Here is a 13,429-nt window from a genome sequence, read left to right as displayed (position 1 = left end):
GGACGAACTCGAGGCAGGCTGCCGTCGTTCTTCCTAGTGGTGCGATCCTGACGGATGGTACCCATCTGTCAGGACAAATCGCCCCACCAGATAGTTTGTGGTCTGATTTTTCCAAGCAGATGGGTAGCGTCTGTTCGGATCAGACTGCGGGATGGGCTATCGGTACTTGCAAATCATTTGCATTTGCAGTATTGGACCAAGAGCTTTTTGCAAATAGGTTGCAATTGCGCGAGAAGATTGTCGTGACGCGAGGGAGAGGTGGATATGATTGACGGTTTGCGGCGGGCTTTGTCGGGGCTCGCACTTTTTATAGTAGCCTTGGGTATTGTGCCCTTGAGCGCTCTGCCCGCATCTGCTCAGCAGCCGCTCTCGATCGTGGCCACTACGGGCATGATCGCCGATGCCGCCCGCCAGGTCGGTGGCGATCAGGTCGAAGTGAAGGCGCTGATGGGGCCGGGCGTCGATCCGCACGCCTATCGCCAGACCCGCACCGACATCCTGGCAATGACCAAGGCCGATCTCGTCTTGTGGCACGGGCTCTATCTGGAGGCCCAGATGGAAGACTTCATGCACGATCTGGAAAAGCGGCGGGATGTGGTGGCCGTTGCGGAAAGCCTGCCCAAAGACCTTCTTCTGACGCACGATATCTATCAGGACAAGTACGATCCGCATGTGTGGATGGACCCCGACCTGTGGTCGAAGGTCGTCGTCACGGTACGCGACGCTCTCATCGCGGAGCGCCCGGAGGCCAAAGAGGTCTTTACGCAAAACGCCGAGGCGCATTTGAAGGAGATCGCGGACCTTTCCGCCTATGCCAAGAAGGTTACCGCCAGTGTTCCGGAAGGCTCGCGCATGCTGGTGACAGCGCATGACGCCTTCAACTATTTCGGCAGGGCCTACGGATTCGAAGTGTTGGGTATTCAGGGCATTTCAACCCAGAGCGAGGCGGGGCTCAACCGCATCTCCGAGCTTGTCGACATTCTGGTCGACCGCAAGATTCGCGCGGTCTTCGTGGAATCGTCCGTGTCGGACCGCAATATGCGGGCGCTGATCGAGGGCGCGGGCTCCAAGGGGCACAAGGTCGTGATCGGCGGTCAGTTGTACTCCGATGCTATGGGCCCCGATGGCACCTATGAGGGTACCTATCTCGGCATGATCGACCACAATGTCACCGGGATCACACGTGCGCTTGGTGGCGATGCGCCGGAGCGCGGGCGGCTCGGTATATTGTCGGCAGGGAGCTGACCGATGGCGATTGCGGCCGAACCCATCGATATCGCTGCCCGCAGGGATCCGTCGGCATCGGTTGTCAATTTGCGGGACAGCCCGTTGGCCGTTCACGAGCTCACGGTGTCGTACGGCGAGAAGCCGGCTGTCTTTTCGGTCGACACAATGGTGCCGCCTCAATCCATGACCGCGATCATCGGACCAAATGGCGCCGGCAAGTCAACGCTGCTCAAGGCCGCGCTCGGCATCGTGCCTCGTCTTTCCGGACGGGTGACGGTATTCGGCCAGCCGGTCGAAAAGGCGATGCATCGCATCGCCTATGTGCCGCAGCGGGCCTCCGTCGACTGGGATTTCCCGACACGCGTCATCGATGTGGTGCTGATGGGGCTCTATCGCGAGTTGGGCCTTGTTCGCCTGGTGCGGCGGAACCACCGCGAGCGCGCCCTTTCCTGCCTGGAGCGGGTGGGCATGGCAGATTTCGCGGATCGTCAGATCGGCCAGCTTTCGGGCGGACAGCAGCAGCGCGTGTTCCTGGCGCGGGCGCTGGCGCAGAACGCCGACCTTTATCTTCTTGACGAGCCCTTCGCCGGTGTCGACGCTGCGACGGAGAAGGCGATCATCGACGTGTTGAAGTCGCTCAAGGCGGAGCAACGTACCGTGGTGTGTGTCCACCACGATCTGGCGACCGTGGCCGACTATTTCGACCATGTCCTTCTGATCAATGTGCGTAAGATTGCCGAAGGGCCGGTGGCGACGGTGTTCACCGGCGAGAACCTTCAGAAGACCTATGGCGGCAGGCTCGCCACGACGCATATCGACCAGCTGAAGCTGCCGGTAGGTTAGCCGCTTCATGTCGAGCATCTTCCTCAACGCGCTTGTTCTCCAATCGGGCTATAACGCGGCGCTTGTCGCGCTTGGCGCAGCGCTTCTCGGTATTGCAGCCGGCAGCGGCGGCACCTTCCTGTTTCTCCGCAAAAGGGCGCTCGTCAGCGATGCGGTGGCGCATGCCACGCTGCCCGGTGTGGGGCTGGCCTTCATGATCATGGTGGCCTTCGGGGGCGATGGCCGCAACCTGATCGGGCTTCTGCTCGGTTCGGCGGTAACCGCGGGGCTCGGGCTGCTGGCAGTGGAGTGGATAACGCGGCGCACGCGGCTGGCCGAGGATGCCGCCATAGGCGCGGTTCTCTCCGTCTTCTTCGGCGTCGGCATCGTGTTTCTCACCATCATCCAATCTATGTCGAGCGGCAACCAGGCCGGTCTCGAGGGGTTCCTGCTCGGTTCGACCGCCGGCATGCTGTTCCGCGACGCGGTGGTGATCGCGGTCGGCGGCGCGCTGGCGGTCGCGGTGGTCATCCTGCTGCGGCGGCCGATGACGCTCGTCGCCTTCGATACGGAGTTCGCCGCCACCGCAGGCATCAATGTGCGTCGGATGGACCTGGCGATGATGGGGCTGGTGATGGCGGTGACGGTCATCGGCCTCAAGCTCGTGGGTCTCATATTGATCGTCGCGATGCTGATCATTCCGCCGGTGACGGCGCGGTTCTGGACCGAAAGGACCGACCGCGTCATCTGGATCGGCGGTGCGGTCGGCGGCGTTTCGGGCTATCTGGGCGCGGCGATTTCGGCGTCCGCGCCAAATCTCCCGACCGGGCCAATCATCGTGCTGGTGAGCTTCGGCCTGTTCGTTCTGTCGCTTCTGTTCGCGCCCCGGCGCGGCATGCTGGCGGCGCTGTTCCGACGCCGGCGTTTCCAGCTCCGCGTGCACCGCCGGCAGGGCCTGCTTGCTCTGGCGCACAACGAGCCGATCTTCGATCGGCTGACGCTTTCTGTGCTCAGCCGTGAAGGGCTCATCCGCCAGGATCAGGTGCCCACGGAAAAAGGCCGGGCGCAGGCGGCCAAGGCGCTGCGGGACGAAAAGCGCTGGGCAGTCGCGCGCCAGCTCTATGCCGACGAGGCGGTTGAGGGGCGTTATGACGGGCTGACGCCCATAGAAACGGTGCTGACTTGGGACGAAATCGCGGAAATCGACCGCGTTATCGGCCCGCCGACGGCGATTCTCAGCTGAAAAGAGGTCAATATGGGCGCGGAATTCGTTCAACTCAGCCTGACGCCGCTGTTGATCGGCGTTCTCGCGGCCATTGCCTGTGCGCTGCCGGGCAACTTTCTGATCCTGCGGCGGCAGGCGCTGATCGGCGACGCGATCAGCCATGTGGTGCTGCCGGGGATCGTGGTGGCGTTCCTGATCACCGGCGTCGTCTCCACCTGGCCGATGCTGCTGGGGGCGGCCGGCGCGGCGATCGTCGCGGTCATCATCATCGAAGCGATCAAGCGGATCGGCAGGATCGAGCCGGGCGCGGCGATGGGGGTGACGTTCACCTCGCTGTTTGCCGGCGGAGTCCTGCTTCTGGAGCAGAGCGACACGAGCGCGGTGCATCTGGACGTCGAGCACGCCCTATACGGAAATCTGGAGAGTCTTATCTGGCTCTCGGCGGAAGGCTGGTCGTCACTGACGGACGCGGCCGCGCTTGCTGATCTGCCGCCGGAGCTTTTCCGAATGGCGGCGGCTGCGGGGCTCATAGCGCTGCTGACCCTGATATTCTGGCGGCCCCTCAAGCTATCCACCTTCGACGAAGGGTTCGCGAGCGCCGTCGGTATCCCTACCGCCGCCGTCAGCCTCGGACTCGTTGTGGTTGCTGCGGTGGCTGCGGTGGCGGCCTTCGACGCGGTGGGATCGATCATCGTCATCGCCATGTTCATCTGCCCGCCGGCGGCTGCCCGGCTGATGACCAATCGTCTGGAGGCCCAGATCGCATGGAGCGTTGCGTTTGCGACGCTTTCGGCTGTGCTTGGCTATGTCCTGGCGGGCTATGGGCCGCTGTGGCTGGGAGCCGACAATGCGGTGAGCGCGGCGGGCATGATCGCGACGGTGTCGGGCATCATACTGGCGTTCGCCTGCCTGTTCGCCCCGCACCGCGCGCGCATCGGCGCGCCGCGCGGGGCTTAACAAGAGTCAGGAACGAGGCTTCCAGGCCAGCAGGCGCATGGCATTTGCGGTTACCAGCACGGTTGCGCCCGTGTCGGCGAGGATGGCCGGCCACAGGCCGGTAATGCCCAGGATGGTGGTCACGAAGAACACCAGCTTCAGTCCGATCGCCATGGTGATATTCTGCCAGATATTGGCCATGGCCCGCTTTGAGAGGTCGATCATGGCGGCGATATCGGCGACACGGCCGTGAAGGATGGCTGCATCGGCGGTCTCCAGCGCTACGTCGGTGCCGCCGCCCATGGCGATGCCGATATTGGCGGTGGCAAGCGCCGGGGCGTCGTTGATGCCGTCGCCCACCTTGCCGATTTTCAGCCCGTCGGATTTGAGCTCGGCCACGATGCGGGCCTTGTCTTCCGGCATCAGTTCGGCGCGAACCTCGATGCCCAGGGCATCGCCGATAGCCTGGGCGGTGCGGCGGTTGTCGCCGGTCAGCATGAGCGTCCGTATGCCGGCTTCCTTGAGGCGCGCCAGCCCGATTGCCGCGTCCTCGCGCGGTTCGTCGCGCATGGCGATGGCGCCCAGCAGGCGCTTGCCGGCGACGACGACAGAGACCGTCTTACCCTGATCGTTAAGGGTGGCGATCAGCGCTTGCTGCGCATCCGAGGGCTCGGCAAGGCTTGCGGCGGCGCGCGGCGAGCCAAAGAAGATTTCCTCACCCTCGACTACGCCCTTGACGCCCTTGCCGCCCACGGCGGCGCTGTCTTCGGCTGCGGCGGGCTTCACGCCGTCGGCATTGGCCCGCTCCAGCACGGCGAGCGCCAGGGGATGGCTGGAGCCCGCCTCAAGGGCGGCTGCAAGCCGCAGCATTTCCTCGGCCGTGCCGGCGAAGGCGACGATGTCGGTGACGACCGGCCGGCCTTCGGTCAGCGTGCCGGTCTTGTCGAAGGCGATGGCCTTGAGGCGCCCCGCTTCTTCGAGGACAGCGCCGCCCTTCATCAGGAGACCACGCCGGGCGCCGGCCGAAAGGGCGGCTGCGATTGCCGCCGGCGTAGAGATGACGAGCGCGCAGGGGCAGCCGATAAGCAGGATGGCGAGGCCCTTGTACATCCATTCGCTCCACGGTTCGCCGCCAAGCAGCGGCGGCATGGTGGCCACCAGCGCGGCCAGCACAACGACCAGCGGCGTGTAGTAGGTGGAAAAGCGGTCGATGAACCGTTCCGTCGGCGCGCGCTTTTCCTGCGCTTCCTCGACCAGCTTGATGACCCGGGCGATGGTGTTGTTTTCGGCGGCCGCGGTCACCTTGACGCGCAAAACCGCATTGCCATTGACGGTGCCGGCAAAGACCACGTCTCCGGGGTCCTTGCTCGCGGGCGTGCTCTCGCCGGTCACAGGCGCCTCATTGACGGCGCTCGAGCCGGTCAGGACCTCGCCGTCGGCGGCGATCCGGTCGCCCGGGCGAACCACGATGACATCGCCTACCTCAAGAAGCGAGCCGTCGATCTCTTCGATCGCTCCTGCGGGCGTCTCGCGCCGCGCCGTCTTTGGCACGAGGTCGCTCAGACCGCGGATGCTGGCGCGGGCGCGGCCGGCGGCCACGCCTTCGAGCAATTCGCCTACCAGGAACAGGAACACGACCACGGCCGCCTCCTCCGTCGCCCCGATGATCACGGCGCCCACGGCGGCGATGGTCATGAGCATTTCGATGGAGAACGGCGTGCCGGTCGTGGCGGCGGCGAAGGCGCGGCGCGCGACGGGCACGAGCCCGATGAGCATGGCACCGCCGAAGAGGTAGACGTCGAGGCCGGGGAAGAAGCGCGCGAGCCCGAAGGCGGTGCCGAGGGCGAGGCCGCAGAGGATGGCCAACTGGGCGCGTGGCTGCTTCCACCACACATCTCCCGCGACGACAGGAGCCAGGCCGGTTGGCTGCACTTGGGCGGTAGCGCGCTTTCCGCCGTCATTGCCTTCGGCGCCGGTGCCGTGCGCGCAGCAGGCATCGGGCGCCGCGGCCTCGCGCGTGCCGCTGGCGACCGGCGAAAGCCGGTAGCCGAGCTTCCGGACCTGCTTGGCTATCGCATCGTCCACCGCCGGATCGCCACTGTGCCGTACGGTCATGCTCTCGCCGGCGACGGAGACGTTCACGTCGTCGACACCCTTGATACGGCGTACGGCGGTGTCGATCTTGCGGGCGCAACCGGCACAATCCATGCCTTCTACCCGGTAGCGTCGTTCGGTCGTGGGTTCTGCCGTCATTTTTCGTTCCTTGATATCGCCCGAAGAGACGCCTAATTCCTATAGCGGCTATAGGAGCAAGGAAAAAATGCCCGCATACGAGATCACCATCGGCGAGGCTTCGCGCAGGAGTGGCGTGAAGGTGCCGACGATCCGCTTTTACGAGCGCATCGGCCTGCTGCCCGCGCCCGCGCGCAGCGAGGGCAATCGGCGCCAGTTCGACGACAACGACCTGAACCGGCTGAAGTTCATACGCCATGCGCGGGAGCTGGGGTTCGACATGGCCGATATTCGCGAGCTTCTGGCGATGACGGAGGAGCCGCAGAGCTCCTGTCACGATGCCGACAGTATCGCCGGGCGTCATCTGCGCGAGATCGAACAGCGCATCGAGCGCCTGACGGCGCTCAGAGGCGAGCTGCAGCGGATGGTGGAGGGGTGCGGCCACGGCCAGGTGTGCGAATGTCGCGTCATCCAGATCCTGGCGGATCACGATAATTGCCGCAGCGACGTGCATTGAGCCAGCCAGAAAATCCCTCGCCGGCCCTCGGTCAGGCCCTTAGGCTTTTCCTCGATGGCCAGTTTCGGGCTGAATGTTTTTTGCTCTGACGATGGTGCGTTTCGAATCAGTTTTCCGGAAAGAGAAATCAGCGAGTCGCGAATGCTCTCAAAGGTTGTATTCTCGCGCTTGCACGACTGAGATCTAAGCACCGGCGGCCGGATTTTCACCTCTTGCTTCTTCCGTTGATGCGATTCAAGCCTTTGTTTTGATTTGATCTTATCTCGCACGGGCACCCCTCGGCTTATCCGTGTGCAAATATGCTCTCATAGGTTGTATATGCACAACTAATGCGTTAATCTTGCCTTACTCGGTCAAGACAAGAAGGGGGACGCTTGGCGATGTAGAAGTTCGTCGTGGGGGCGTATTCCCCGATCTCGTTACAGTTGAATCAGCATGCCGGGGCATGGGCGCTTCTTTGGTGTTCTTCCTCGCAATCTGACTGTTCCAGTCTTCGGCGCGGACCGACAGCGGACGGCCGGCGGAGTTACAGAAAACCGGATCGGCATTCATGCCGCGAGGGACTGCGTCCTTCGTGATGGCGGAGATTTGCCCTCGAAGGGCGGGTGGAATGCCGCAAGTATTTGAAACAGGCGCGAAGGGCTCGCCCTTCATATTCATCGGGAGGTGCGGAATATGAACGTTCATAAACAGGAGGGGCTTTCCTTCGCGACATTGCGTGCGGCGGAAGCGGTGATCGAGACCAAGAGCTTGACCGGGGCGGCGCTGAAGCTGGGAATCAGTCAGCCCGCCATCAGCATGCATCTGGGCCGGCTGGAACGGGCCATCGGCACGTCGCTGATAAAGAAGGTGGGCAACAAGATCGTCGTCAAGGAAGAGATTTCCCGCCTCATCAGGCAGATGCTGACGCTGGAGCGCCGGCTGAAGACGGTCGGCTACGAAAAGAACATTTCGAAGCTGAAGATCGGTGTCTGCACCTATTGCGCGCCGCTGTTGATGGAGCGGGCCGGAATGTTCGGCAAGATGAAGGAGAATCTGTCCTGGCGGATCGCCGATTTTAGGCGGCTGGAGGAAATGTATGAGCAGGGCGAGCTCGACGCGGTTTTCCGCGCGCTCTATCCGTCGGAGATCGCTCCCGACCTGTCGACGGAATTCACCATGAAATGGGTGGGGGAGAAGCACCTTCTGGATTTCATGAAGCCGGAAAGCCATGGCCTGCCCGTCGTGCTGGCCTCACCGCATTCTCCGCTCGGCGCCGTATCTCGCGATTGGCTGCGGCAGCACGAGGTCGTCTACGACATCGTCGGCGAGGTGGACGACATTCTGACGGCGAGCCGGCTGGTGTCGAGCGGCATGGCGCTGTCGCCGCTGCCCGCCTACGCGCTCGATAATCCGGCGGTCGACCTCAATGGCTGCACGCAGATATTGCCGGGCCAGATCGAGGCGCGCTACGGCATGTTCTTCGACGAACGCAGGTTCAATCTGCGCATGGCGCTGGACATCTTCGAGCTGCTGAAGGACGAGCTGGCGCGCGTGCCGCCGCAGATGGGCGCTGCGCGGGCGAGCATGGCGCACCAGTAGGAAGGGGGCCTGTTGTTCGACTTCGTCTGGACCTCCACCCTCAATCCCTCCCCACAAGCTACCGGATTCACACATCCGTTCAGCACGAAGGTGGCGAGGAAGCGCAGGCTGTGAAGACGGGCGCCTCTCCTCTCCCCCACACAAAGTGGGGGAGAGGTGGATCGCGCGGAACGCGCGAGACGGTGAGGGGGAATGGCGCTGCGGTGTTGCACGCTGCATCGTGACTGCCGTGGCCGCTGCCGCTGTGCCCCGGTCTGCACAAACCGAGACCGTCTCGGACGAGGCCCCCTCATCGACCCGCTTCGCGGCCCACTTCTCCCCCGCAAAGGGAGAAGAAACGCCGGCTGCAATGTCAGGCACCCCTTCCGGGGAAGATGTGTGAACATCGTAGGCACAAGGGGAGGGGGACAAGTCGAGCGCGGGGTAGGGAGAGCTTAGCGTTCCACCGGCTGCGTGGTCGATTGGCGGACGTGCAGTTCGGGCTTTATCAGCACCTGTTCGGGATGGACTTCGATGCCGTTGAGGCGGTCGAGCAGCACGCGGGCGGCGCGGCGGCCCACCTCGCGCTGTCCGTTCCAGACGGTCGTCAGCGCCGGCGTGGCGATGGCTGCTTCTTCGAGGTCGTCATAGCCCGTTACCGAGATGTCGACGCCCGGAACGAGGCCGGCGCGTGCAATGCCGTTCATCAGGCCGATGGCGACGAGGTCGTTCCAGCAGACGGCGGCGGTCGGCTTGTCCTTGAGGGCCAGGAAAGCGCCGGTCATCTCGAAGCCGGCCTGCTTGGTGCGGGGGCCGGGGAAACGCCATTCGGGTCTTACCTCGAGGCCCGCCTTCTCCATGGCGGCGACATAGCCCTGATAGCGGTCGCGGCCGGTAGACGTTTGATCGGTACCGCCGATCATGGCGATCCGCGTATGGCCGAGCGAAATCAGATGATTGGTCGCCAGGCCGATGCCGTAGGCGTCGTCGCCGCGGAACACGGGCACTGCGGCGCCCTCCACCGAGCGCGCGATGAGCACCGCCGGCAGGCCGTTTTCCTCGGCGAGCAGGATGTCCTGGGGCGGGGTGCCGATGGCCGGCGACATGATGACTCCGTCGGCGCCAAGCTGCAGCAGCGTGTCAATGAACGTGCGCTGCTTTTCAAGCTGATCGTAATGGTTCGACAGGAGGAAGGTCTGGCGCGATCTGTCGAGCTCGGTCTCGATGGACCGCAGGATCTCGGCGAAGAACGGATTCATAATGTCGTGAACGACCACGCCGACGATGCCGGAGCGCGAAGTGCGCAGGCTGGCGGCGCGGCGATTATAGATGTAGCCGATCTCGCGCGCATGCTCCTTTATGCGCAGCCGCGTGGCGTCGGCGACGAGCGGGCTGTCGCGCAAGGCCAACGAGACGGTTGCCGTGGAAACGCCGAGAGCATCGGCGATCGTCGACAGTTTTATCTTCTGCGCCAGCGTATCCCTCCCGCGCGATGCGCCGCTTTAAACGGTTTAACCCGGCTTATGCCATCGGGCCGTTCAAGGTCAAAGCTTTTTCGCAAGCGGCTCCGTCTCGGCGTTGGGTACCGACCGGCTGGCCAGCCGCAGCCGGTGTTCGCGGTGCACGATGTAGAGCCCGCTCGCAACGATGATGGCCGCGCCGCCCAGCGTCCACAAATCCGGTAACTGGTTGAAGACGAGGTAGCCGAAGGCGATCATCCAGACCATTTGCAGATAGGGGTAAGGCGCCAGCGCGTAGGTGGTCGCCTGCCGGTATGCCTTGATGATCAGCCAGTGACCGGTCGCGCCGAAGACGCCGAGCGCCAGCAGCAGAACCCATTGCAGCGGCTCGGGCGGCACGACGCCATATAGCGGGACGGCGGGGAACATCAGGACGACCGGCGTCAGGGCGGAATAGAAGATCAGGCTTTCGGCCGATTCGGTCGCGCTCATGCGGCGCGTGAGGATCACGTAGAGGGAATAGCAGCTCATGGCACCGATGGCGTAGAGGTGACCAAGGCCGAAGATGCCGAGGCCGGGCCGGGTGATCACCAGGACACCGACAAAGCCGACAATGATCGCCATCCAGCGCCGCCAGCCCGCCCATTCGCCGAGCAGCGGACCGGCTAGCGCCGTGATGACCATCGGCGCGAAGAAGAAGATGGACACCGTCTCGGCCAGCTGAAGCGTCTTCAACGCCAGGAAGTTGAGCACCGTCGAGCCGAACAAGAAGCAGCCGCGGATAATCTGCCAGGGCAGGCTTTTGACGTGAAACATGCGCGGGTTTCGCCACGCCTGGAGCAGGACCAGCACAAGCACCACATGGACCGCGAACCGCACCCAGGCGACAAAGGGAGCGGCAAGGCCGGAAGTCACCAGATATTTGCCGCTCGCATCGAGGCAGGACAGGACCATTCCGGACAGGAAGATCAGCCCGATCGCCGAAGCCGGGGTCGCGGTTTCGGGTTGTGGCTGGCGGCGGCTGCCGCCGTCCGCCGATGTGGAATCTGTCATGAACGACCAGTCGGATGAGAACAATGGTATGCGCGAACGCAGATGTCCATTGTGCCGTATAGTTCGGCAAGATCAAGAATAACCGTAAGGACGCCTTATCAATATGCGGGCGGCACCCTCAGGCCTCTTCTTCGATCTCTTCCTCGACCTGCGGCGCGCCCCTGGAAAGGTTGGCCTCGATGCGGGCCAGCAGCTTCACGAGGGCCTTCTGCTCTTTCTTGTCGAGGCTCTTCAGGGCCTGCTTCTCGGTCTTGCGCACCGATTTCTCGATGGCGCGGATCGCCTGCTCACCGTTCTCGGTGAGGAAGACATGGGCCCGCCGCGCATCCTGCTCGGAGGCGCGCTTTTCGAGAAAGCCCTGGGCAGCCAGACGGTTGATGGTTTTGGTGATGGTCGGCGGCCGTACGCCGAGCTTCGCGGCCAGTTCGCTGGGCGTCTGGCCGTTTTCCTGGAACAGCGCGAGCATGATCTTGTCCTGCCCGGCGTAAAGACCCTGGTCGAGAAGTTTTTCCGCGAGTGCGGTGCGTGACAGGCGCGCGGCCGATTGCAGCCGGCTTATTACCGTACCTTTAGACGACTTTGCCATCCATCCATCCCTCTATGGCCTGCTTTGAGCCCGAGACGACCCAGAGCGCGCGCCCCGGCAAAGCATAGCCGGCCCCCCAATCATGGCAACCGGCATTCCCAGCCGCATCGGTTTCCGAAAACCGATTCCGATTTTTTGGCCGATGCGTTAGCGTGCCCGCACATCGGATACTTTCCAGGCTAATGCCAAATCGGCGTATCATTCTTATGACAAAGACTCGCGACAGGGAGGAAAGAGGCTGGCCGACCATCAACGCATCGCGGTGCTGCCGCTGGGAGCGACCGAGCAGCACGGACCGCACCTGCCGCCGCAGACCGACTGGATCATCGCCGAAGGCGTTGCCAGGCTCGCCGCCGAGCGCCTGCCGGACAGGCTGCCGGTCACATTCCTTCCAGTCGAGAAGATCGGATATTCCATCGAGCATGGCGATGACGAGCGCACGGAGACGCTCGCCTATGGCGAAGCAGTCGAGCGCTGGATCGGCATCGGCGAAAGGTTGAACGCCGAGGGCGTGCGCAAGTTCGTCATGCTCAACGCCCATGGAGGCAACGCGCCGCTGATGACGATCGTGGCGACGGAACTGCGCGTGCGGCACCGCATGCTGGCGGTCGCCACGAGTTGGACGCGTTTCGGCTATCCGCCGGAGGTCGTGACCCCGCAGGAACGGGCGCTTGGCATTCACGGCGGGCTCATCGAGACCTCCGTCATGCTGGCGCTGCGGCCCGATCTGGTAGATATGGACAAGGCGCGGGATTTCAAATCGGCGCAGGAAAGGTTCGCGTCCGACTTCGAACATCTGCGCGCCTATGGGCCGCATGCTTTCGGCTGGAAGATGCGGGATCTGTCGCCCGAAGGCGTGACGGGCAACGCGGCGGCGGCGACCGCCGCAGCGGGCAAGGCGATCCTCGACCATGCGGTCGACGGCTTTCTCGGCCTTCTTGCCGATGTCGACCGTTTCGATCTTGCGGCGCTGAAGGGATAGAAGGTCAGCCCGCCACGGCCACGACGAGCGCCGCATCGAGACGCTGGCCTGCCCGCGCCATTTCCGCAAGGGCGGCATCGCCGGCGCGCCGGGCGATGCCATCGCGCGCATTCCAGGTGATGCCGTCGAGGGGGCGGTCGTTATAGGGCGGGATGTTCTCATAGATGTCGCGGCTCAGCGCATCGGGGAAGAACATCTGTCCAGTCAAAACGCTGCCGCTGTCTGGAAACGCCTTGAAATGGATATGCGGCGTGCGGCCCGGATACCAGCCGGGATAGATGGTGGTGAAGGTGGCGATGCCGTTTTCATCGGCGAGCTGCGTGCCACGCAGGAAGGTTTCGCCCGTTGTATCGAGCCCGCCTGGCTGTCGCGGGTAGCCCGAATAACGGCCCTCGGCGTCGCAATGCCATATGTCGACCCGCGCGCCGGGAATGGGCGTGCAGGCGGCGTCGACCACCTGCAGACGCAGCCGCATCGGCACGCCGGGTCGTCCTTCGGTGATGTCCGAGCGTTCCTGTGCGGGGTCGAAATAAAAAGGACCTTCGGTTGTTTCGGGCATGATGGAGCATATGCCGGCGCCCGTGATGAGAGACTCTGCCGCGGCCACCGACCGCATCCTGCCGAAAAGTCCGGCAGTCAGAAACGTCCCCCCGCCGGCGGTGACAGCGAGGAAGGCGAAGACATTGCGCCGGGTGATCCGTTTCATCGTCCGTTCTCTGCTCCCTGACTTCGTCTTTCTGGAGGATAGGACGCAAAGACGGTAAAGACGAATGAAGCTTTGGTAATGATCGGGCCGCCCCGCGGCAGATTCTCCCTCGTGCAAAACCTT

The 13,429-nt window shown here is 63.7% G+C and carries 13 protein-coding genes; 7 read left to right on the top strand and 6 right to left on the bottom strand.

The window, feature by feature from the left end:
- The first annotated feature begins 327 nt into the window (after positions 1–327).
- Genes N1058_RS16165 through N1058_RS16150 form a run of 4 tightly spaced genes read left to right on the top strand, consistent with a single transcriptional unit; the run spans position 328 to position 4,231 of the window.
- The gene (locus N1058_RS16165; protein WP_265518704.1) at positions 328–1,245 is read left to right on the top strand and encodes a metal ABC transporter solute-binding protein, Zn/Mn family; all 918 of its coding nucleotides are present in this window, start codon (positions 328–330) and stop codon (positions 1,243–1,245) included.
- Between the two features lie 3 nt (positions 1,246–1,248).
- Positions 1,249–2,070 (top strand): metal ABC transporter ATP-binding protein, encoded by an 822-nt coding sequence (locus N1058_RS16160; protein WP_265518638.1) that lies wholly within the window; start codon positions 1,249–1,251, stop codon positions 2,068–2,070.
- 7 nt (positions 2,071–2,077) lie between these two features.
- A complete protein-coding gene (locus N1058_RS16155) occupies positions 2,078–3,292 on the top strand; it encodes a metal ABC transporter permease (RefSeq protein ID WP_265518637.1) in 1,215 nt (404 codons plus the stop codon).
- Positions 3,293–3,304: 12 nt separating this feature from the next.
- Entirely contained in the window at positions 3,305–4,231 is a 927-nt protein-coding gene (locus tag N1058_RS16150) for a metal ABC transporter permease (RefSeq protein WP_265518636.1), read from the top strand.
- A gap of 6 nt (positions 4,232–4,237) precedes the next feature.
- Here N1058_RS16150 and N1058_RS16145 read toward each other — a convergent pair whose 3' ends face one another.
- Complete coding sequence (locus tag N1058_RS16145) at positions 4,238–6,463, bottom strand: heavy metal translocating P-type ATPase (RefSeq protein WP_265518635.1); 2,226 nt, start codon at positions 6,461–6,463, stop codon at positions 4,238–4,240.
- A gap of 67 nt (positions 6,464–6,530) precedes the next feature.
- Here N1058_RS16145 and N1058_RS16140 point away from each other — a divergent pair, with 67 nt between their 5' ends.
- Positions 6,531–6,959, top strand: a complete 429-nt coding sequence (locus tag N1058_RS16140; protein ID WP_265518634.1) for a MerR family transcriptional regulator — start codon at positions 6,531–6,533, stop codon at positions 6,957–6,959.
- Here the strand turns inward: N1058_RS16140 and N1058_RS16135 are convergent.
- Positions 6,929–7,228 carry a hypothetical protein gene (locus N1058_RS16135; RefSeq protein WP_265518633.1) on the bottom strand — a complete coding sequence of 100 codons (300 nt, stop codon included), beginning with the start codon at positions 7,226–7,228 and terminating at the stop codon, positions 6,929–6,931. The two genes, N1058_RS16140 and N1058_RS16135, sit on opposite strands and share 31 nt — an antisense overlap.
- A gap of 406 nt (positions 7,229–7,634) precedes the next feature.
- On the opposite strand from N1058_RS16135, the gene N1058_RS16130 reads away from it, so the two are divergent.
- A complete protein-coding gene (locus N1058_RS16130; protein ID WP_265518632.1) occupies positions 7,635–8,540 on the top strand; it encodes a LysR family transcriptional regulator in 906 nt (301 codons plus the stop codon).
- 434 nt (positions 8,541–8,974) lie between these two features.
- Here N1058_RS16130 and N1058_RS16125 read toward each other — a convergent pair whose 3' ends face one another.
- The 3 genes from N1058_RS16125 to N1058_RS16115 all read right to left on the bottom strand — a co-directional run bounded on the left by N1058_RS16125 (position 8,975) and on the right by N1058_RS16115 (position 11,618).
- Complete coding sequence (locus tag N1058_RS16125) at positions 8,975–9,994, bottom strand: LacI family DNA-binding transcriptional regulator (RefSeq protein ID WP_265518703.1); 1,020 nt, start codon at positions 9,992–9,994, stop codon at positions 8,975–8,977.
- Positions 9,995–10,063: 69 nt separating this feature from the next.
- The gene (locus tag N1058_RS16120) at positions 10,064–11,032 is read right to left on the bottom strand and encodes a DMT family transporter (RefSeq protein ID WP_265518631.1); all 969 of its coding nucleotides are present in this window, start codon (positions 11,030–11,032) and stop codon (positions 10,064–10,066) included.
- A gap of 118 nt (positions 11,033–11,150) precedes the next feature.
- Entirely contained in the window at positions 11,151–11,618 is a 468-nt protein-coding gene (locus N1058_RS16115; RefSeq protein WP_265518630.1) for a MarR family winged helix-turn-helix transcriptional regulator, read from the bottom strand.
- Positions 11,619–11,856: 238 nt separating this feature from the next.
- On the opposite strand from N1058_RS16115, the gene N1058_RS16110 reads away from it, so the two are divergent.
- The gene (locus N1058_RS16110) at positions 11,857–12,600 is read left to right on the top strand and encodes a creatininase family protein (protein WP_265518702.1); all 744 of its coding nucleotides are present in this window, start codon (positions 11,857–11,859) and stop codon (positions 12,598–12,600) included.
- Positions 12,601–12,604: 4 nt separating this feature from the next.
- Here N1058_RS16110 and N1058_RS16105 read toward each other — a convergent pair whose 3' ends face one another.
- Entirely contained in the window at positions 12,605–13,306 is a 702-nt protein-coding gene (locus tag N1058_RS16105; RefSeq protein WP_265518629.1) for an intradiol ring-cleavage dioxygenase, read from the bottom strand.
- Between the last annotated feature and the right edge of the window lie 123 nt (positions 13,307–13,429).

The organism is Nitratireductor luteus (genome assembly GCF_026162365.1).
Lineage (GTDB): Bacteria > Pseudomonadota > Alphaproteobacteria > Rhizobiales > Rhizobiaceae > Chelativorans > Chelativorans luteus.
The sequence above is the reverse complement of the archived record's forward strand: the minus strand, read 5'-3'. Positions and strand labels throughout refer to the sequence as shown.

Excerpts from the sequence above, each read along its gene's own strand:
- N1058_RS16150 (WP_265518636.1), top strand. The coding sequence starts at position 3,305 with ATGGGCGCGGAATTCGTTCAACTCAGCCTGACGCCGCTGTTGATCGGC.
- N1058_RS16120 (WP_265518631.1), bottom strand. The coding sequence starts at position 11,032 with ATGACAGATTCCACATCGGCGGACGGCGGCAGCCGCCGCCAGCCACAA.
- N1058_RS16105 (WP_265518629.1), bottom strand. The coding sequence starts at position 13,306 with ATGAAACGGATCACCCGGCGCAATGTCTTCGCCTTCCTCGCTGTCACC.
- N1058_RS16130 (WP_265518632.1), top strand. The coding sequence starts at position 7,635 with ATGAACGTTCATAAACAGGAGGGGCTTTCCTTCGCGACATTGCGTGCG.
- N1058_RS16145 (WP_265518635.1), bottom strand. The coding sequence starts at position 6,463 with ATGACGGCAGAACCCACGACCGAACGACGCTACCGGGTAGAAGGCATG.
- N1058_RS16140 (WP_265518634.1), top strand. The coding sequence starts at position 6,531 with ATGCCCGCATACGAGATCACCATCGGCGAGGCTTCGCGCAGGAGTGGC.
- N1058_RS16155 (WP_265518637.1), top strand. The coding sequence starts at position 2,078 with ATGTCGAGCATCTTCCTCAACGCGCTTGTTCTCCAATCGGGCTATAAC.
- N1058_RS16160 (WP_265518638.1), top strand. The coding sequence starts at position 1,249 with ATGGCGATTGCGGCCGAACCCATCGATATCGCTGCCCGCAGGGATCCG.
- N1058_RS16115 (WP_265518630.1), bottom strand. The coding sequence starts at position 11,618 with ATGGCAAAGTCGTCTAAAGGTACGGTAATAAGCCGGCTGCAATCGGCC.